This window comes from Pseudomonas lundensis (genome assembly GCF_015377145.2).
GTDB lineage: Bacteria > Pseudomonadota > Gammaproteobacteria > Pseudomonadales > Pseudomonadaceae > Aquipseudomonas > Aquipseudomonas lundensis.
Map to the genome: position 1 here is coordinate 3,919,949 of NZ_CP062158.2, position 18,022 is coordinate 3,937,970.

The 18,022-nt window shown below is 59.1% G+C and carries 18 protein-coding genes; 5 read left to right on the plus strand and 13 right to left on the minus strand.

All coding sequences use genetic code 11. From position 1 onward, the window contains the following. Together pta and IF654_RS18480 are read left to right on the plus strand one after the other, a co-directional pair. Positions 1-2,100, plus strand: coding sequence for a phosphate acetyltransferase (gene pta, locus IF654_RS18475; RefSeq protein ID WP_047273385.1), 2,100 nt, complete (start codon positions 1-3; stop codon positions 2,098-2,100). Beyond that, complete coding sequence (locus IF654_RS18480; protein WP_047273384.1) at positions 2,101-3,006, plus strand: acyltransferase; 906 nt, start codon at positions 2,101-2,103, stop codon at positions 3,004-3,006. Between the two features lie 63 nt (positions 3,007-3,069). Here IF654_RS18480 and cysN read toward each other — a convergent pair whose 3' ends face one another. The 3 genes from cysN to IF654_RS18495 all read right to left on the minus strand — a co-directional run bounded on the left by cysN (position 3,070) and on the right by IF654_RS18495 (position 6,854). Then, positions 3,070-4,968, minus strand: a complete 1,899-nt coding sequence (gene cysN / locus IF654_RS18485; protein WP_047273383.1) for a sulfate adenylyltransferase subunit CysN — start codon at positions 4,966-4,968, stop codon at positions 3,070-3,072. A gap of 9 nt (positions 4,969-4,977) precedes the next feature. Then, the gene (gene cysD / locus IF654_RS18490) at positions 4,978-5,895 is read right to left on the minus strand and encodes a sulfate adenylyltransferase subunit CysD (RefSeq protein ID WP_047273382.1); all 918 of its coding nucleotides are present in this window, start codon (positions 5,893-5,895) and stop codon (positions 4,978-4,980) included. Positions 5,896-6,095: 200 nt separating this feature from the next. Next, positions 6,096-6,854, minus strand: coding sequence for a Nif3-like dinuclear metal center hexameric protein (locus IF654_RS18495; protein ID WP_047273381.1), 759 nt, complete (start codon positions 6,852-6,854; stop codon positions 6,096-6,098). Between the two features lie 101 nt (positions 6,855-6,955). Here IF654_RS18495 and algW point away from each other — a divergent pair, with 101 nt between their 5' ends. Then, positions 6,956-8,110 (plus strand): Do family serine endopeptidase AlgW, encoded by a 1,155-nt coding sequence (algW, locus tag IF654_RS18500; RefSeq protein ID WP_047273380.1) that lies wholly within the window; start codon positions 6,956-6,958, stop codon positions 8,108-8,110. A gap of 64 nt (positions 8,111-8,174) precedes the next feature. Here the strand turns inward: algW and hisC are convergent, their stop codons facing one another. The 10 genes from hisC to IF654_RS18550 all read right to left on the minus strand — a co-directional run bounded on the left by hisC (position 8,175) and on the right by IF654_RS18550 (position 16,230). Then, complete coding sequence (hisC, locus tag IF654_RS18505; protein WP_047273379.1) at positions 8,175-9,227, minus strand: histidinol-phosphate transaminase; 1,053 nt, start codon at positions 9,225-9,227, stop codon at positions 8,175-8,177. Positions 9,228-9,229: 2 nt separating this feature from the next. After that, complete coding sequence (gene hisD, locus IF654_RS18510) at positions 9,230-10,555, minus strand: histidinol dehydrogenase (RefSeq protein WP_047280037.1); 1,326 nt, start codon at positions 10,553-10,555, stop codon at positions 9,230-9,232. 148 nt (positions 10,556-10,703) lie between these two features. After that, a complete protein-coding gene (gene hisG, locus IF654_RS18515) occupies positions 10,704-11,339 on the minus strand; it encodes an ATP phosphoribosyltransferase (protein ID WP_047273377.1) in 636 nt (211 codons plus the stop codon). A gap of 181 nt (positions 11,340-11,520) precedes the next feature. Next, the gene (gene murA / locus IF654_RS18520) at positions 11,521-12,786 is read right to left on the minus strand and encodes a UDP-N-acetylglucosamine 1-carboxyvinyltransferase (RefSeq protein ID WP_047273376.1); all 1,266 of its coding nucleotides are present in this window, start codon (positions 12,784-12,786) and stop codon (positions 11,521-11,523) included. Positions 12,787-12,817: 31 nt separating this feature from the next. After that, positions 12,818-13,057 (minus strand): BolA family protein, encoded by a 240-nt coding sequence (locus IF654_RS18525; protein ID WP_003439919.1) that lies wholly within the window; start codon positions 13,055-13,057, stop codon positions 12,818-12,820. 114 nt (positions 13,058-13,171) lie between these two features. Next, positions 13,172-13,477, minus strand: a complete 306-nt coding sequence (locus tag IF654_RS18530; RefSeq protein ID WP_047273375.1) for an STAS domain-containing protein — start codon at positions 13,475-13,477, stop codon at positions 13,172-13,174. After that, positions 13,474-14,145, minus strand: a complete 672-nt coding sequence (locus tag IF654_RS18535) for an MlaC/ttg2D family ABC transporter substrate-binding protein (protein WP_047273374.1) — start codon at positions 14,143-14,145, stop codon at positions 13,474-13,476. Before IF654_RS18535 ends, IF654_RS18530 begins: the two co-directional genes overlap by 4 nt. 11 nt (positions 14,146-14,156) lie before the next feature. Continuing rightward, positions 14,157-14,624: an outer membrane lipid asymmetry maintenance protein MlaD gene (mlaD, locus tag IF654_RS18540; protein ID WP_047273373.1), complete on the minus strand. Its 468-nt coding sequence runs from the start codon at positions 14,622-14,624 to the stop codon at positions 14,157-14,159. Continuing rightward, positions 14,624-15,421 (minus strand): lipid asymmetry maintenance ABC transporter permease subunit MlaE, encoded by a 798-nt coding sequence (mlaE, locus tag IF654_RS18545; RefSeq protein WP_047273372.1) that lies wholly within the window; start codon positions 15,419-15,421, stop codon positions 14,624-14,626. The genes mlaD and mlaE overlap by 1 nt, the downstream gene beginning before the upstream one ends. Next, positions 15,421-16,230, minus strand: a complete 810-nt coding sequence (locus tag IF654_RS18550; protein ID WP_047273371.1) for an ATP-binding cassette domain-containing protein — start codon at positions 16,228-16,230, stop codon at positions 15,421-15,423. Before IF654_RS18550 ends, mlaE begins: the two co-directional genes overlap by 1 nt. A 292-nt stretch (positions 16,231-16,522) precedes the next feature. Here IF654_RS18550 and IF654_RS18555 point away from each other — a divergent pair, with 292 nt between their 5' ends. Both IF654_RS18555 and IF654_RS18560 read left to right on the plus strand, forming a co-directional pair. Continuing rightward, positions 16,523-17,497: a KpsF/GutQ family sugar-phosphate isomerase gene (locus IF654_RS18555; RefSeq protein ID WP_047273370.1), complete on the plus strand. Its 975-nt coding sequence runs from the start codon at positions 16,523-16,525 to the stop codon at positions 17,495-17,497. After that, on the plus strand, positions 17,497-18,021 hold the full coding sequence (locus IF654_RS18560) for a KdsC family phosphatase (protein WP_047273369.1): 525 nt from the start codon (positions 17,497-17,499) through the stop codon (positions 18,019-18,021). Before IF654_RS18555 ends, IF654_RS18560 begins: the two co-directional genes overlap by 1 nt. Position 18,022: the final 1 nt, after the last annotated feature.

Below are 18,022 nucleotides of genomic sequence, written 5' to 3' on the forward strand. Positions count from 1 at the left end.
ATGCAAACTTTCTTTATTGCCCCCACTGATTTTGGTGTGGGCCTGACTTCTATCAGCCTGGGGCTGGTGCGCACACTGGAGCGTGCCGGCCTGAAAGTCGGCTTTTTCAAGCCAATTGCCCAGCCGCACCCCGGCGATGTCGGCCCGGAGCGCTCGACCGAACTGGTCGCCCGCACCCACGGGCTGAAACCGCCACAGCCATTGGGGTTGGCGCACGTTGAGCGGATGCTGGGCGATGGCCAACTGGATGAACTGCTCGAAGAAATCATCAGCCTCTACCAGCAAGCCGCGGTCGGCAAAGACGTCCTGATCGTCGAAGGCATGGTTCCGACCCGCAGCGCCAGCTATGCCGCCCGGGTCAACTTGCACTTGGCCAAGAGCCTCGATGCAGAGGTGATCCTGGTGTCGGCGCCCGAGAATGAAGTGCTGACCGAACTCTCGGGCCGTGTCGAATTGCAGGCTCAACTGTTTGGCGGCCCCAAAGACCCGAAAGTCCTCGGTGTGATCCTGAACAAGGTACGCACTGACGAAAGCATGGAAGACTTCGCCGCGCGCCTTAAAGAACACTCGCCCCTGCTGCGCACCGGTGACTTCAAGTTGCTGGGCTGCATCCCGTATCAGCCCGAACTCAACGCGCCGCGCACCCGTGACGTGGCCGATCTGCTGGGTGCCAACGTGCTGAATGCCGGGGACTACGAGACCCGGCGCATGTCAAAAATCATTTTGTGCGCCCGCACCGTGCTCAACACCCTGCAATTGCTCAAGCCCGGTGTGTTGGTGGTAACCCCGGGGGATCGCGACGACATCATTCTGGCGGTCAGCCTGGCGGCGATGAACGGGGTGCCGCTGGCCGGGTTGCTGCTGACCAGCGACACCCAGCCCGACCCGCGCCTCATGGAATTGTGCCGCGGCGCCCTGCAAGCGGGTCTGCCCGTGCTGTCGGTCAGTACCGGTTCGTATGACACCGCCAACCGCCTGAACAACCTGAACAAGGAAATCCCGATTGATGACCGCGAACGTGCGGAAATCATCACCGATTTCGTGGCCAGCCACCTGGATGCCAAATGGTTGCACCAGCGTTGCGGCACGCCGCGCGAAATGCGCCTCACCCCTGCCGTGTTTCGCTATCAACTGATCCAGCGTGCTCAGCAAGCCAACAAACGTATCGTCTTGCCTGAAGGCAGCGAACCGTTAACCGTACAGGCGGCGGCGATCTGTCAGGCACGCGGCATTGCACGTTGTGTGTTGTTGGCCAAGCCTGACGAAGTCCGGGCGGTGGCCAAGGCCCACGGAATTGAACTGCCGGACGGGCTGGAAATTCTTGACCCCGACGTGATTCGCGATCGGTATGTCGAGCCGATGGTGGCGTTGCGCAAAACCAAAAGCCTCAATGCCCCGATGGCTGAACAGCAGCTCGAAGACCCGGTGGTGATCGGCACCATGATGTTGGCGCTGGACGAAGTGGACGGCCTGGTGTCCGGGGTCATTCACTCCACTGCCAACACCATCCGCCCGGCCCTGCAATTGATCAAGACCGCACCCGGCTGCACGCTGGTGTCGTCGGTGTTCTTCATGCTTTTCCCCGAGCAGGTTCTGGTCTACGGCGACTGCGTGATGAACCCGCACCCGTCGGCGGCTGAACTGGCCGAAATCGCCCTGCAAAGTGCCGACTCTGCGGCAGCGTTCGGCATTACACCGCGGGTGGCGATGATCAGTTATTCCAGTGGCGACTCGGCCAGTGGTGAAGAGGTCGAAAAAGTCCGTGAAGCCACCCTGCTGGCGCACGAATCGCAACATGCCCTGTTGATTGACGGCCCGTTGCAATATGACGCCGCAGCCAATGAGGACGTGGCTCGACAACTCGCCCCCAACAGTCAGGTTGCCGGGCGCGCCACCGTGTTTGTGTTCCCCGACCTCAACACCGGCAACACCACCCACAAAGCCGTGCAACGCAGCGCTGATTGCGTCAGCCTCGGCCCCATGCTGCAAGGCCTGCGCAAACCGGTGAACGACCTTCCCCGCGGCGCTCAGGTCGACGACATTGTGTACACCATCGCCCTCACGGCGATTCAAGCCGCCAACCGACCTATGGATGTGTAAATGCTGGACTCCCTGCCTGCGCCGTTACGCGGCGTGATTGCTTCCCTGCTGCTGGCGATCAACACCATCGTGTGCTGCACGCCGCTGTTCGTGGTGGCCATTTTCAAACTGTGCCTGCCCTTTGCAGCCGCCCAGCGCTGCACCGACTGGCTGATGCGCCATATCCACGAAGCGTGGGTCAGCAATAACAAACGCTGGATGGACCTGCTGGGGCAGACCCGCTGGCAGATCAAGGGGCTGGAGGGGCTCGATTACGAGCATTCGTACCTGGTGACCAGCAACCACCAGAGCTGGGTCGACATCATGGTGCTGCAATACGTGCTCAATAAACGCATCCGCCCGCTGAAGTTCTTCCTCAAGCAGGAGTTGATCTGGGTGCCGGTGATTGGTTTGGCGTGGTGGGCGTTGGGTTTCCCGTTCATGAAACGCTACTCCAAAGCGTACCTGGCCAAACACCCCGAGAAAAAAGGCGCCGATCTGGCGACCACGCGCAAAACCTGTGCGAAGTTTAAAAACCAGCCGGTCGGCATTTTCAACTTCGTGGAAGGCACGCGTTTCACCGAAGCCAAGCATGGGCAGCAACAATCACCGTTTCGCTACCTGCTCAAACCCAAGGCGGGTGGTATTGCCTTTGTGCTGGACGCCATGGGCGAGCAACTGAAATCCATCGTCAACGTGACCATTCACTACCCCGGCGGGCGCCCCGGGTACTGGGATCTGCTGTGCGGCAACGTGCGCGAGGTCGTGGTGGTGTTTGAAGAGTTGAGCATTCCGGCTGAGTTTCTGGGGCGCAACTACGATCAGGATGCCGAGTACAAATTGGCATTTCAGAGCTGGATCAATCAATTGTGGGAAGACAAAGACCGCCTGCTGGGCGAGTTGCATCGCGAATACCCCAAAAGCTGATTCGCAAGCAGATAGACAAAAGCCCGCCACCGATCCCTCGGCAGCGGGCTTTTTCAGTGCGGCTTAAATCGCGCCGCGTTGACGCAACAGGTCCAGCACCAACTTGACGCCTTCATCAACCGTCAGCGCCTGCGTGTTCACCACCAGGTCTGCATCGAGCGGAACGTCATACGGGAAGGACTCACCCGGAATGTTGTCACCACCCGCTGCGTACAACCCTTGTGGATCACGTTCGGCGCATACGGCAGGTGACGCCTGCACATACACGGTGATCAGGCGATCATCGCCAATCAACGCTTTGGCCTGATCACGGCCTTGTGCGTCCGGCGCCACAAAGGCGGCCAGCGTCAGCAGACCCGCCTCATTGAACTGGCGCGCGACATGGGCCGCACGACGCCAGTTTTCTGTGCGTCCGGCGCGGTCTTGTGCCAACCCCTTGTTCAAGTCATGACGCAGGTTCTGGCCATCCAGCACAAACACCGCACGCCCCATGTCGAACAACTTGCGCTCAACGGCATAGGCCAGCGTGCTTTTACCCGCGCCCGACAGGCCGCTGAACAACACGGTCGCCGGTTGCTGACCGAAGCGTTGCGCACGCTCTTGAGTCGTCACGTGAGCCAGCTCGCCATGATGGCCAGTGCTGCCATGGCTGACCGGCTGGGCAACGATCATGCCTGCGCCCACGGTGCCATTGGTCAGGCGATCAATGATGATGAACGAGCCCGTGGTGCGGTTGCTGTCGTAACCGTCCAGCGCAATGGGTGCGTCGAGGCTGATCTTGACCTTGCCGATTTCGTTCAGTTGCAACGCGCTGGCCGGGCCTTCTTCCAGTGTGTTGACATCGACCTTGTTGATGATGCTCGCGATGGAGCCCGGCACGTAGCTGGTCGCGCGCTTGATGTCGTACTTTTTGCCCGGCAGCATGGGTTCTTCGGCCATCCACACCAGCATGGCGTCGAAGGTATCAGTCACCGGCGGTACGCTGTCGGCGTGTACCAGCAAGTCACCACGCGAAATATCGATCTCGTCTTCCATGGTCAGGGTGATCGCCTGACCCGGCCCGGCGTGCTCCAACTCACCTTCAAACGTGACGATGGATTTGACCCGGCTGCTCTTGCCCGATGGCAATACCATCACTTCATCGCCCTTGCGCACGATGCCGCTGGCCAGCGTGCCGGCAAATCCCCGGAAGTTCAGGTTGGGACGGTTGACGTATTGCACGGGGAAACGCAGGTCGGTCAGGTTGCGGTCGGCCGCCACCTCGACGGTTTCAAGAATTTCCATCAACGATTGGCCGGTGTACCACGGCGAACGCTCGCTTCTGTTCACCACGTTGTCGCCCTTGAGCGCCGACATCGGAACAAAATGCAGGCTGCTCGGCTTCATCTTCAAGCCTTCGGCAAACTTCAAGTAGTCCGCCTTGATCGACTCGAAGACGCCTTCGTCAAACCCTTTGAGGTCCATCTTGTTGATGGCGACCACGATGTGTTTGATGCCCAGCAACGACGCGATAAAGCTGTGGCGGCGCGTCTGGGTTTGCACGCCGTAACGGGCATCCACCAAGATAATGGCCAGATCACAGGTCGATGCGCCCGTGGCCATGTTGCGGGTGTACTGCTCATGGCCCGGGGTGTCGGCAATGATGAATTTGCGCTTGGCCGTGGAAAAGTAACGGTAGGCCACGTCAATGGTAATGCCCTGTTCGCGCTCGGCTTGCAGGCCATCCACCAGTAGCGCCAGGTCGATGTCATCGCCCGTGGTGCCGCTTTTTTTCGAATCGCGGGTAATGGCTTCCAGGTGATCTTCGTAGATCATCTTGGAGTCGTGCAGCAAGCGCCCGATCAGGGTGCTTTTGCCGTCATCGACGTTGCCGCAGGTCAGAAAGCGCAACATCTCTTTGCGTTCGTGCTGGCCCAGGTAGGCGAGGATGTCCTCGCTGATCAAATCAGATACGTGCGACATGACAACCCCTTAGAAATAACCTTGACGTTTTTTATCTTCCATGGAGCCTGCGCCATCGTGATCGATGACTCGGCCCTGGCGCTCGGAAGTTCGCGTCAGGAGCATTTCCTGGATGATGTCGGTCAGGCTTTCAGCCTCCGATTCCACCGCGCCGGTCAGCGGGTAGCAACCCAGCGTACGGAAACGGACTTTCTTCTTGACGATGCGCGCCTTGTCTTCGTCAGACAGGTGCTCAAGGATGCGCTCGTCATCGATCATGATCAGGGTGCCGTTTTTCTCGATGACTTCACGCTCAGCGGCGAAGTACAGCGGCACAATCGGAATGCCTTCGAGGTAGATGTACTGCCAGATATCGAGTTCGGTCCAGTTCGACAACGGGAAGACGCGGATCGATTCGCCCTTGTTAACGTTGCCGTTGTAGACGTTCCACAGTTCAGGCCGCTGGTTCTTCGGATCCCAGCGGTGTTTGCTGTCACGGAACGAGTACACGCGCTCTTTGGCGCGGGATTTTTCTTCGTCGCGGCGTGCGCCACCGAAGGCCGCATCAAAGCCGTACTTATCGAGCGCCTGTTTCAGGCCCTCGGTTTTCATGATGTCCGTGTGCTTGGCACTGCCATGGGTAAACGGGTTGATGCCCTGCGCCACACCGTCCGGGTTGACGTGAGTGATCAAGTCCAGGCCCAGCTCGGCGACCATCTTGTCGCGGAAGCGGTACATCTCCTGGAATTTCCACTGCGTGTCGACATGCATCACCGGAAACGGCAGCTTGCCAGGGAAAAAAGCCTTGCGAGCAAGGTGCAGCATCACGGCGGAATCTTTACCGATCGAGTACAGCATTACCGGGTTATCGAACTCGGCAGCCACCTCGCGGATGATGTGGATGCTTTCCGCCTCCAGCTGTTTCAGGTGCGTCAGTTTGTCGACCATGGCTACTCACGAAAGCTATCTTATGAACGGCCTGCGGGCCGTGTTCGAGCGGAGAATGCTAGCACAGCACCTTCTTATATTGAGGGCGCCAACTAGATCGAAAAAGTCTAAGAATAGATCGCGGGGTTTGGGCTCAGCGCCACTGAAAAAGCGCTGCAGGCTGTCAGAAACCTGCAGCGACCGCGCCTGTCAGTGAGCGGCTAGATCGGGTTGGGGCAGTCGATGAACAGGTGCTCCAGCGCAAAACGTCGGGCGAGGTAATCACCCAGCGCTTGCACGCCATACCGCTCGGTCGCGTGATGCCCGGCGGCTATGAAGCTGATGTCGTTTTCACGGGCGCTGTGAAAGGTCTGCTCGGACGCTTCCCCGCTGAGGTACAGGTCAACGCCGGCCTGGACGGCTTGATCGATGTAACCCTGCCCGCCTCCGGTGCACCAGCCGACACGCCGTATCATTGGGCTGCCTTCTATCACCAGTGGTTCGCGCCCCAGTACGTCTTGCACCCGTCTGGCAAAGTCCCGCGCCGTCATGGGCTCAGCCAACGAGCCCACCAGCCCTACCACTTTGGCATTGTCGGGATCCAGCGGCCCTTCAACGGTGATGTCCAGTTGCCGCGCCAGTTGAACGTTGTTGCCCACGTCCGGGTGCAGGTCGAGCGGCAAGTGGTAGGCCAACAAGCTGATGTCGTGCTTGAGCAGGGTTTTAAGGCGACGCTGCTTCATGCCGGTGACGCACGGGTCTTCACCTTTCCAGAAGTAACCGTGATGCACCAGCACCAGATCAGCCCCGGCCTCCACAGCCGCATCCAGCAAGGCTTGACTGGCCGTCACACCGCTGACGATGCGCAGCACTTGCGGCCGCCCCTCAACCTGCAAGCCGTTGGGGCAGTAATCGCTGATTGCAGCGCAATTGAGGTATCGATTTGCTTCTTCGACCAGCGTGCTCAAGGCGACGGCCATAAAAGACTCCTAAATATAGCGTTCAGAGGCGCGCAGCCCTCGTATAATGGCCGCCATTATGGGCCGTCATGGTGGCTCTGCAACCTTCAGGACTTAGTTCAATGCTCAAGGCTTTGCGTTTCTTTGGCTGGCCACTGCTGGCCGGCGTTCTTATCGCTTTGCTGATTATTCAGCGCTACCCGCAATGGGTCGGGCTGCCGAGTCTGGACGTTAATCTGCAACAGGCGCCGCAAACCAATTATGCGCAGCAAGGGCCGGTCACCTACGCCGATGCGGTGGTGCGCGCCGCGCCAGCCGTGGCCAACCTGTACACCACCAAGGTGGTGAACCGCAACGCCCGCCCCTTGTTTGAAGACCCGCAGTTCCGTCACTTTTTCGGCAACAACGCCCCCAAGCAAAAACGCATGGAATCGAGCCTCGGCTCGGCGGTATTGATGAGCCCCGAAGGGTATTTGCTCACCAATAACCACGTGGTGCTGAACGCCGACCAGATCGTCGTGGCCCTCAAGGACGGGCGTGAAACCCTGGCCCGAGTGATCGGCAGCGACCCGGAAACCGACCTGGCGGTGCTCAAGATTGATCTGAAAAACCTGCCGGCCATTACCATTGGTCGCTCCGACAGCCTGCGCATCGGTGACATTGCACTGGCAATCGGCAACCCGTTTGGGGTCGGCCAGACCACGACCATGGGCATCATCAGTGCCACCGGCCGTAACCAGCTGGGGCTGAACAACTACGAAGACTTCATCCAGACCGATGCAGCGATCAATCCGGGTAACTCCGGCGGCGCACTGGTGGACGCCAATGGCAACCTGACCGGCATCAACACGGCTATTTTCACCAAATCCGGCGGCTCTCAAGGTATCGGCTTTGCCATCCCGATCAATCTGGCGATGGAGGTCATGAAGTCGATCATCGAACACGGCCAAGTGATTCGTGGCTGGTTGGGGATTGAAGTGCAACCGTTGACCCCGGACCTGGCCGAATCGTTCGGCCTGAGCGGTCGTCCGGGGATTGTCGTGGCGGGGATTTTCCGTGATGGCCCGGCGCAAAAAGCGGGTCTGCAGCTGGGTGATGTGATTCTGAGCATCGATGGCGCCCCCGCCAGCGACGGTCGTCGCTCAATGAACCAGGTGGCGCGAATCAAGCCGTCGGAGAAAATCAGCATTCAAGTGATGCGTAATGGCAAAGAGCTGAAACTGACGGCCGAAGTGGGCTTGCGTCCACCACAGGAACAGCCGCCGCAGCAGGAATAAACGCACTTCGTACGGCCGCTGCCCTGGTGACACTCACGTCATGGGCAGCGGCAATACTGTCTGATTAAACGCCTGACAACCCCTCAATCAGCGCTGCGTTCTGCTCCGGCGTGCCGATGGTGATGCGCAGGAACTGGTCGATCCGCAATTGCTTGAAGTGGCGCACGATCACACCTTGTGCACGCAACTTGGCGGCCAGCGCCGCGGCATCGTGCTCCGGGTGGCGGGCGAAGATGAAGTTGGCCGCTGACGGCAGCACCTCAAACCCCAGCCCCTCAAGTTGCCCGACCAGCTGTTCACGGCTGTCGATGACGGCCTTGCAGGTCTGCTCGAAATAGTCACGATCCTCGAACGCCGCAGCTGCACCGACTATCGCCAGGCGGTCCAGCGGATAGGAGTTGAAGCTGTTTTTGATGCGCTCCAGCGCCTCGATCAGGTCGGGATGCCCTACCGCGAGCCCTACCCGCAGACCTGCCAGCGAGCGGGATTTGGACAGGGTTTGGGTCACCAGCAGGTTCGGGTAACGATCCACCAGGCTGATTGCCGTCTGCCCGCCAAAGTCGATGTAGGCTTCGTCGACCACCACCACCGAGTCCGGGTTGGCGTTGAGTATCTGCTCGATAGCCTCCAGCGCCAGCAGGCAACCCGTCGGCGCATTCGGGTTCGGGAAGATGATGCCGCCATTGGGTCTGGCGTAATCGGTCGGCTGGATCTGGAACTGTGCATCCAGCGCTACGGACTCGAACTCGATGCCGTACAGCCCGCAATACACCGGATAAAAGCTGTAGCTGATGTCCGGAAACAACAACGGCTGGTCGTGCTGAAACAAGCCATTGAAGACATGGGCCAGCACTTCGTCCGAGCCGTTGCCCAAAAACACCTGACGGGGCTGCACGCCGTAATAGCTGGCCACCGCCTGCTTGAGCAGGTCGCTGTTCGGGTCCGGGTACAAGCGCAGGTTGTCATTGAGCTCGGCCTGCATGGCCGCAAGGGCTTTGGGCGAAGGGCCGTAAGGGTTTTCGTTGGTGTTGAGCTTGACCAGTCGGGTCAGTTTCGGCTGCTCGCCCGGCACGTAAGGCACCAGGTCTTTAACAAAAGAACTCCAGAATTTGCTCATGCTTATTGCCCCTTTTTGTCAGCAATGATCCGGTACTCGGCACTGCGGGCGTGGCCGGTCAACGACTCGCCACGGGCCAGGACCGAAGCCGTCTTGCCCAACTCGGAAGCGCCTTGTTCGGAGCAAAAAATGATCGATGAACGCTTCTGGAAGTCATAGACCCCCAACGGCGAGGAGAAACGCGCCGTGCCCGAGGTCGGCAACACATGGTTAGGGCCCGCGCAATAATCACCCAGCGCTTCTGAGGTGTGACGACCCATGAAGATTGCACCTGCGTGGCGAATCTGCGGCAACCACGCCTGGGGATCGGCAACCGACAACTCCAGGTGTTCCGGGGCGATACGGTTGGCCACGTCGATGGCCTGCTGCATGTCGTCCACCAGAATCAGCGCGCCACGGCCATTGATTGAGGTGTTGATGATCTCGGCGCGGTCCATGGTCGGCAACAGTTTGGCAATGCTGGCGGCGACCTTGTCGAGGAACGCGGCATCGGGGCTGACCAGAATCGCCTGGGCGTCTTCGTCGTGCTCGGCCTGGGAAAACAGGTCCATGGCGATCCAGTCCGGGTCGGTCTGGCCATCACACACCACCAGAATCTCCGACGGCCCGGCGATCATGTCGATACCGACCTGACCAAACACGTGGCGCTTGGCAGTGGCGACATAAATGTTGCCCGGCCCGACGACTTTGTCGACTTTAGGGACGCTTTCGGTGCCATAAGCCAGCGCGGCAACCGCCTGCGCGCCGCCGATGGTGAATACCCGGTCCACGCCCGCAATGCAGGCGGCAGCCAGCACCAGTTCGTTGAGTTCACCCCGCGGGGTCGGCACGACCATGACCACTTCGGTTACACCGGCCACCTTGGCCGGGATCGCGTTCATCAGCACCGACGACGGGTACGACGCCTTGCCGCCCGGCACATACAAACCGGCACGGTCCAGCGGCGTGACTTTTTGCCCGAGCACCGTGCCGTCGGCTTCGGTGTAGGTCCAGGAGTCCTGCTTTTGCTTTTCGTGGTAGCTGCGCACGCGTTGGGCGGCTTTTTCCAGCGCCTCGCGCTGCTCGGCAGTGATGCGGGTCAAGGCCAGTTCCAGGCGCTCACGAGGCAGGATCAGATCCGCCATCGAGGCCACTTCCAGGCCGTCGAAGCGCTGGGTGAATTCCACCAGCGCCGCATCGCCACGCTCACGCACGGCCTTGATGATGTCGAGCACGCGCTGGTTGACCGAGTCGTCAGACACACTTTCCCAGCTCAGCAGATGATCCAGATGCTGCGCGAAATCCGGATCAGCAGCGTTGAGACGGCGAATTGCAGTGGGAGCGGTCATAGCGAGGGCCTCGGTAATTGGCGAATGCTTAGAATTCAGGATATTGCACAGCTCAGGCACCGCAAGACTACCAAGCCATCCGCGCGGGTACCTGAGATTTCTGGCTTTTACACGGATAGATGGGCGCGCCCGGAGACGCGCGGGTGAGTCAGCCGCGGTGTCGGGATTCCACTGCTTTGCGCAGGGTATCGATCAGGGCTTGAATGCGGGCGTGCTGCATTTTCATGGAAGCCTTGTTAACCACCAGGCGAGAGCTGATGGCGGCAATGAAGTCCTGGGGTTCCAGGCCATTGGCGCGCAAGGTGTTACCGGTATCGACCACGTCGATGATTTTGTCGGCCAGACCGATCAGCGGTGCCAGCTCCATCGAGCCATACAGCTTGATGATGTCGACCTGACGGCCCTGTTCAGCGTAATAACGCTTGGCCACGTTGACGAACTTGGTCGCCACGCGCAGGCGGCCTTTAGGCTCGACGGCACCCACGGCACCGGCTGTCATCAGCTTGCACTGGGCAATGCGCAGGTCCAGTGGCTCATACAGGCCCTGACCGCCGTACTCCATCAGTACGTCTTTACCGGCAACGCCCAGGTCGGCGGCGCCATGCTCAACGTAAGTGGGTACGTCAGTGGCGCGCACGATCAGCAAACGTACGTCTGGCTGGGAGGTCGGAATGATCAGCTTGCGGCTTTTGTCCGGATTCTCGGTCGGCACGATGCCCGCTTCAGCCAGAAGCGGCAGGGTGTCGTCAAGGATACGGCCCTTGGACAATGCAATGGTCAGCATGGGAAACGTAAGTCCTTATCAGGGTACTTATGCCCGGGCGCAATCGGCGCCGGACAAACGTCGAGCCTGATAATCAGGCTCGACTTGAACGATTCGAGGCCAAGTAAGGTAACGCGTCAACACCGTTACGTCACCTGGCGGCTGGACACAGTCCGTGTGCCCTGATGCCTGTTACCAAAAACTAGCCCGGAACGCGGCGGATTTTGGCACCCAGCATTTGCAGTTTTTCTTCGATGCACTCGTAACCACGGTCTATGTGGTAAATGCGGTCGATCAAGGTATCGCCTTCGGCCACCAGTGCCGAAATCACCAGGCTGGCCGACGCACGCAGGTCGGTGGCCATCACAGGCGCGCCCTTGAGTGTTTCAGTGCCGGTCACGATGGCCGTGTTGCCTTCGACCTGGATCTTGGCGCCCATGCGGTGCAGTTCGTACACGTGCATGAAGCGGTTTTCGAAGATGGTCTCGATCACGGCGCCGGTGCCTTCAGCAATGGCGTTCAACGAGATGAACTGTGCCTGCATGTCGGTCGGGAACGCCGGGTAAGGAGCGGTACGCACATTGACGGCCTTAGGACGCTTGCCGTGCATGTTCAGCTCGATCCAGTCTTCGCCGGTGGTGATCTCGGCGCCCGCTTCCTTGAGTTTCTCAAGCACGGCTTCGAGGATGGTCGGATCGGTGTCCTTGACCTTCACACGGCCGCCGGTCACGGCAGCAGCCACCAGGTAAGTACCGGTTTCGATACGGTCCGGCATCACGCGGTAAGTGGCAGAGTGCAGACGCTCAACGCCATCGATGGTGATGGTGTCGGTACCCGCACCGCTGACCTTGGCGCCCATGGCGTTCAGGAAGTTGGCCAAGTCAACCACTTCAGGTTCACGGGCCGCGTTTTGCAGAACGCTGCGGCCTTTGGCCAGTGCTGCGGCCATCATGATGTTTTCAGTACCGGTCACGCTGACGGTATCGAAGAAGAAGTTGGCGCCACGCAAGCCGCCTTCGGGCGCCTTGGCCTTGATGTAGCCGCCTTCAACGTCGATCACCGCGCCCATGGCTTCAAGGCCGCGGATGTGCAGGTCAACCGGACGCGAACCGATGGCGCAACCGCCAGGCAACGCCACTTCAGCTTCACCGAAACGGGCAACCATCGGGCCCAGTACCAGGATCGAAGCACGCATGGTCTTAACCAGTTCGTACGGGGCGATCAGGGTTTTGATGGTGTTCGGGTCGATTTCGACCGACAGCTTCTCATCGATCACCGGCTCAATGCCCATGCGGCCGAAGAGCTCGATCATGGTGGTGATGTCATGCAGGTGCGGCAGGTTGGCCACGGTCACCGGGCCATCGCACAGCAGGGTCGCAGCCAGAATCGGCAGGGCAGAGTTTTTCGCCCCGGAAATGCGGATCTCGCCATCTAGACGGGCACCGCCGGTAATAATCAATTTATCCATAACAATCTCGACGCCAATGGGCTCAGGGGGCTCAGGTGCGCTCGGCCCAGGCCGCGCTGCTGAAGAATTTCATAGTGACCGCATGGATGCTGCCATCAGCGATCCACGGGTTCAAATGGGCATAGATGCTTTGTTGACGTTTCACCGGGCTCAAGGCCACCAGTTCGTCACTAATCACGTTCAGCTGAAAGTTGCAGCCTTCGCCCTCAACTTCTACCTGGGTTCCAGGCAGCTTTCCCTCAAGAAAGCTCTTCACTTCTACGGCCTGCATGCTCAACCTCAATCGGCGCCCAACGCGCGCGGGTCGGCCATCATACAAAAAAGCCCCGCGCCTGCGAACCCCGCTGAACAGGACTCTGACGGGGGGCTTCTCTATAAATGGCGATTAATGATGTGCCAATAGCTCGGTCAGGCCCGAAACCTGAGCGATTTCGCGCATGTCTTCAGGCATGGCACGAATGCTCAATGGCTTGTTCAGGGCTTGTGCGTCACGGATAAAACACAGCAGCAACGACAAACCGACGCTGCTGGATTTGGTGACGGCCGAGCAATCCACCACAAGGGATTTGGCCAGCGCTTTTTTGATCAGCGCCTGGCCTTCCTTACGTAAGCGGGGGCCGGTCTGGTAGTCAAGCACGCCACTGAGGCGCAGCTCGCTTTCACCGGCCAGGGTCACGGCACCCTCACTCATTTGTCGATGGCCTTGTCAGTCTCTTGCTTGACCTTGGCCACTTCGCCAGCCCAGTTATCAATGGTCTTATCCAGATCGTTGCCGTTTTTCTGCATGGCATCGGCGAATTGATCACGGAACAACTTGCCGATGTTGATGCCATTGACGATCACGTTACGTACTTTCCACTCGCCGTTCACCTTGTTAAGGGTGTAGGACAACGGGTAAGTCGCGCCGTTATCGCCTTTAACGATCATGTCAACGCTAGTGCGATCGCACTTCTTATCACCGGTGGAATCGTTGCATTCATTCTTGGGCGGGCTAACAGTGATGCCCTGGTTTTTGAACTCCAGCAAGGCATTGCCGTAGAACTGCATGAGGCTGCGCTTGAAGTTCTCCTGGAACCGCTGCATTTGTGCTGGCGTTGCCTTGCGCGAGTACTTGACGGTCATGATGCTTTTGGAGATGCCTTCCACATCCACCGCGGGCCCGACAATAGTGTTCAGGGCATCGTAAAACTTGCTCGGGTTTTGTTTGTATTGCTCTTTGTTGGCCGTCAGGTCAGCCAGCAAACGTGTGGTGGTGTCTTGAACGATGTCGTGGGCCGATTGCCCCGGTGCTGCATTCGCCATCAGAGGAAGTGCGGCCGCCAAAACAACCAGCAGGCCACGGCGCAAGAGAGAAATCATCGAAACACTCCTTATTTGGCGTCTTTGCTAACGGTATTGAGCAGGAACTTGCCGATCAGGTCTTCCAGAACCAGTGACGACTGGGTGTCGTGAATAGTTCCGCCGTTCTTGAGCAGCTCATCCTCCCCGCCCACGCTAATACCGATGTATTTCTCACCCAGCAGGCCTGCCGTGAGAATAGACGCTGTCGAATCCACCGGCAGGTTATCCACGTCTTTTTCGATCTGCAGCGTGACGCGGGCCGTGAAGTTGTCACGGTCCAGGTCGATCGCGGTCACCTTGCCGATGGTGACGCCCGCCATGGACACCTTGGCGCGCACGGTCAGGCCGGCAATATTGTCGAAGTAGGCATACAGCTTGTAGGTGTCACTGCTGGCGGTCGGGGACAGTCCACTGACCCGTAGGGCGAGCAACAGCAAAGCCAGGATGCCAGCCAGCAGGAACAGGCCGACACCGATTTCCATGGTGCGGTTTTGCATCAGAAATCTCCAAACATCAAGGCGGTCAAAATAAAGTCCAGCCCGAGTACAGCCAATGAGGCATACACCACGGTCTTGGTAGTGGCACGGCTGATCCCCTCTGAAGTGGGCTCGCAGTCATAACCTTGAAACACGGCAATCCAGGTCACTACAAAGGCAAAAACGATGCTTTTGATGATCCCGTTAAGCACGTCACCGGTGAAGGTCACGCTGTTCTGCATATTGGCCCAGTAGGAGCCGTCATAGACCCCCAGCCAGTCCACCGCCACCCACGAACCGCCCCAAATCCCGACCACGCTGAAAATCATGGCCAGCACAGGCAGAGAAATGAACCCGGCCCACATCCGCGGCGCAATGATGTATTTCAGCGGATCGACACCAATCATTTCCAGGCTGGACAGTTGCTCGGTCGATTTCATGTTGCCGATTTCAGCGGTCAGTGCAGACCCGGCCCGACCGGCGAACAACAGCGCGGTCACCACCGGCCCCAGCTCACGCAACAGGGTCAGGGCCACCATCTGCCCCACCGCCTGCTCCGAGCCATAGCTGGACAGGATGCTGAAGCCTTGCAGCGCCAGCACCATGCCGATGAAGACGCCGGAAACCACGATGATGACCAGAGACATGACACCCACGGAATGCAGTTGCTTGAGCAACAGCCCAAACCCGCCGCCGATTCCGCCGCGCCCCAGCAATGCGTGAAACAGGAAAATCGTCGAACGCCCCAGTACCGAGACCATGTCGATCCCGGCCCGGCCGAACAATCCGACGCGGTCCAACATTGATTGTTTGCGCATCAGCGCTTCCCCAGAAGATCGGTTCGGTAGTCCGACGCCGGAAAGTGAAACGGAACCGGACCGTCGGGATCGCCAGTCATGAACTGACGGATGCGCGGGTTATCGGCATTCATCAACTCTTGCGGCGTACCCTGCCCCAGCACCTGACCATCGCCCACTACGTATAAATAGTCGGCAATGCTCGCTGTTTCGGCCAAATCGTGAGAAACCACAATACTGGTGATGCCCAATGCGTCATTCAGCAGACGGATAAGGCGCACCAGCACCCCCATGGCAATGGGGTCCTGGCCGACAAACGGTTCGTCGTACATCAGGATTTGCGGATCCAGCGCGATGGCGCGAGCCAGCGCCACACGGCGTTTCATACCGCCAGACAGCTCGTCCGGCATCAGGTCAATGGCTCCGCGCAACCCGACCGCCTGCAACTTGAGCAGCACGATGTCGCGGATCATTTCTTCCGGCAGCTCGGTATGCACGCGCAGCGGGAAGGCAACGTTTTCGAATACATCCAGATCGGTAAACAGGGCGCCGCTCTGAAACAGCACGCCCATATGCTTGCGCGCGTCGAACAGATCGCTGCGCGACAGGGTCGGCAGGTTCTGGCCGTTGACCCACACTTCGCCGTTGCTGGGACGCAGTTGCATGCCCATCAAGCGCAACAGGGTGGTCTTGCCGCAGCCGGACGGACCCATGATCCCCGTGACTTTGCCACGCGGGATACGAATATCGACGTTATTGAAAATGCTGCGCGAACCGCGCTTGAAGGAAACTCCCTTCAGCTCGACCGCGTAGGCGTTATCGGCACTCATCTAAACTCCTTGCGATGCAGCCTCTGCCTCTAACCGGACATCAAGCTTCTTTTCAGGAAGCGCGCGTTCCTTGAGCGGGCCGAACTGGCGGCGAACTATATCACTGCTGTTACTGACCGCCAAAGGCCGAAGGAGTGCCCATTCAGGTTAAGGACAGTGAAAAATGAGTAAATCATCCTAAAGTCCAGTAGAGCTTTGTTGCATGAGACAACAAAGCATGACGAACACACGTGAGGGAATTGCTCAGAACCGCTATAATCGCCGCCTTTTCTCAGGCTACCCGACTTCAAACATGAGCCAATCCAGCGACCTGATTCAATCTGCACAACGCACCATCCGCCTCGAACTGGAAGCCGTAGAAGATTTACTGCCCCGGATCGACGCTGATTTCGTACGCGCTTGCGAGATGATTCTAGCGAGCAAGGGTCGAGTCGTCGTAGTCGGCATGGGCAAGTCCGGGCATATCGGCAATAAAATCGCCGCCACCCTGGCCAGCACCGGCACCACGGCTTTCTTTGTTCACCCGGCCGAAGCCAGCCACGGCGACATGGGCATGATTACCCGCGACGACATCATCCTCGCGCTGTCGAACTCGGGCTCCACCGCCGAGATCGTCACATTGCTCCCTCTTATCAAACGCCTCGGCATCCAGCTCATCAGCATGACTGGCAATCCCGAGTCCCCGCTGGCCAAGGCTGCCGACGTTAGCCTGGATGCCCGCGTGGCCCAAGAAGCCTGCCCATTGAACCTGGCGCCTACGTCATCGACCACGGCCACGCTGGTACTGGGCGATGCGCTGGCCATTGCCTTGCTCGAAGCCCGCGGGTTCACGGCTGAGGATTTCGCCTTCTCGCACCCTGGCGGTGCACTGGGTCGCCGCTTGCTGCTTAAAGTTGAAAATGTCATGCACTCGGGTGATGAACTGCCTCAAGTGGTACGCGGCACGCTGCTCAGGGACGCCCTGATGGAGATGACCCATAAAGGGCTGGGCATGACCGTTGTCACTGAAGCGGACGGCACACTGGCCGGGATCTTCACCGACGGCGACTTGCGCCGCACGCTGGATCGCGAAATCGATATCCGCAACGCGACTATCGATACGGTGATGACACCTCACGGCAAAACAGCCCGCGCCGACATGCTCGCCGCCGAGGCCCTTAAAATCATGGAAGACCATAAAATCAGCGCGCTGGTTGTCGTCGACAAGGACGACCGCCCAGTCGGTGCCTTGAACATGCACGATTTGTTGCGCGCAGGAGTGATGTAATGACCAACGATTTGCTCAAACGCGGCAAAGCCATCAAGCTCGCCGTTTTCGACGTTGACGGTGTACTGACTGATGGCCGGCTGTACTTCCTTGAAGACGGCAGCGAGTTCAAGACCTTCAATACCCTCGACGGCCAGGGCATCAAGATGCTGATGGCAGCCGGCGTTCAGACGGCAATCATCAGTGGTCGCAAGACTCCGGTCGTTGAGCGTCGCGCGCAAAACCTGGGTATCGCGCACCTGTATCAGGGTCGAGAAGATAAATTGGTGGTATTGGACGAGCTTCTCGGCCAACTCAACCTAAGCTATGAACAGGTTGCCTATCTGGGCGACGACCTGCCGGATTTACCGGTTATCCGTCGCGTAGGCCTGGGCATGGCTGTGGCCAATGCCGCCAGTTTCGTACGCGAGCACGCCCACGGTATTACCCAGGCACGCGGCGGTGAAGGCGCCGCACGTGAATTCTGCGAACTGATCCTGCGCGCCCAAGGCCGTCTGGATGCCGCTCACGCGGCCTACTTATAGA

What these genes read in the sequence shown, in the direction of transcription:
- IF654_RS18525 (WP_003439919.1), bottom strand. Translation starts at nt 13,057, where the DNA reads ATGCAGGCCGTAGAAGTGAAGAGCTTTCTTGAGGGAAAGCTGCCTGGA.
- IF654_RS18530 (WP_047273375.1), bottom strand. Translation starts at nt 13,477, where the DNA reads ATGAGTGAGGGTGCCGTGACCCTGGCCGGTGAAAGCGAGCTGCGCCTC.
- murA (WP_047273376.1), bottom strand. Translation starts at nt 12,786, where the DNA reads ATGGATAAATTGATTATTACCGGCGGTGCCCGTCTAGATGGCGAGATC.
- IF654_RS18480 (WP_047273384.1), top strand. Translation starts at nt 2,101, where the DNA reads ATGCTGGACTCCCTGCCTGCGCCGTTACGCGGCGTGATTGCTTCCCTG.
- algW (WP_047273380.1), top strand. Translation starts at nt 6,956, where the DNA reads ATGCTCAAGGCTTTGCGTTTCTTTGGCTGGCCACTGCTGGCCGGCGTT.
- mlaE (WP_047273372.1), bottom strand. Translation starts at nt 15,421, where the DNA reads ATGCGCAAACAATCAATGTTGGACCGCGTCGGATTGTTCGGCCGGGCC.
- IF654_RS18535 (WP_047273374.1), bottom strand. Translation starts at nt 14,145, where the DNA reads ATGATTTCTCTCTTGCGCCGTGGCCTGCTGGTTGTTTTGGCGGCCGCA.
- IF654_RS18560 (WP_047273369.1), top strand. Translation starts at nt 17,497, where the DNA reads ATGACCAACGATTTGCTCAAACGCGGCAAAGCCATCAAGCTCGCCGTT.
- hisC (WP_047273379.1), bottom strand. Translation starts at nt 9,227, where the DNA reads ATGAGCAAATTCTGGAGTTCTTTTGTTAAAGACCTGGTGCCTTACGTG.
- cysD (WP_047273382.1), bottom strand. Translation starts at nt 5,895, where the DNA reads ATGGTCGACAAACTGACGCACCTGAAACAGCTGGAGGCGGAAAGCATC.
- IF654_RS18495 (WP_047273381.1), bottom strand. Translation starts at nt 6,854, where the DNA reads ATGGCCGTCGCCTTGAGCACGCTGGTCGAAGAAGCAAATCGATACCTC.
- hisD (WP_047280037.1), bottom strand. Translation starts at nt 10,555, where the DNA reads ATGACCGCTCCCACTGCAATTCGCCGTCTCAACGCTGCTGATCCGGAT.
- IF654_RS18550 (WP_047273371.1), bottom strand. Translation starts at nt 16,230, where the DNA reads ATGAGTGCCGATAACGCCTACGCGGTCGAGCTGAAGGGAGTTTCCTTC.
- pta (WP_047273385.1), top strand. Translation starts at nt 1, where the DNA reads ATGCAAACTTTCTTTATTGCCCCCACTGATTTTGGTGTGGGCCTGACT.
- hisG (WP_047273377.1), bottom strand. Translation starts at nt 11,339, where the DNA reads ATGCTGACCATTGCATTGTCCAAGGGCCGTATCCTTGACGACACCCTG.
- IF654_RS18555 (WP_047273370.1), top strand. Translation starts at nt 16,523, where the DNA reads ATGAGCCAATCCAGCGACCTGATTCAATCTGCACAACGCACCATCCGC.
- cysN (WP_047273383.1), bottom strand. Translation starts at nt 4,968, where the DNA reads ATGTCGCACGTATCTGATTTGATCAGCGAGGACATCCTCGCCTACCTG.
- mlaD (WP_047273373.1), bottom strand. Translation starts at nt 14,624, where the DNA reads ATGCAAAACCGCACCATGGAAATCGGTGTCGGCCTGTTCCTGCTGGCT.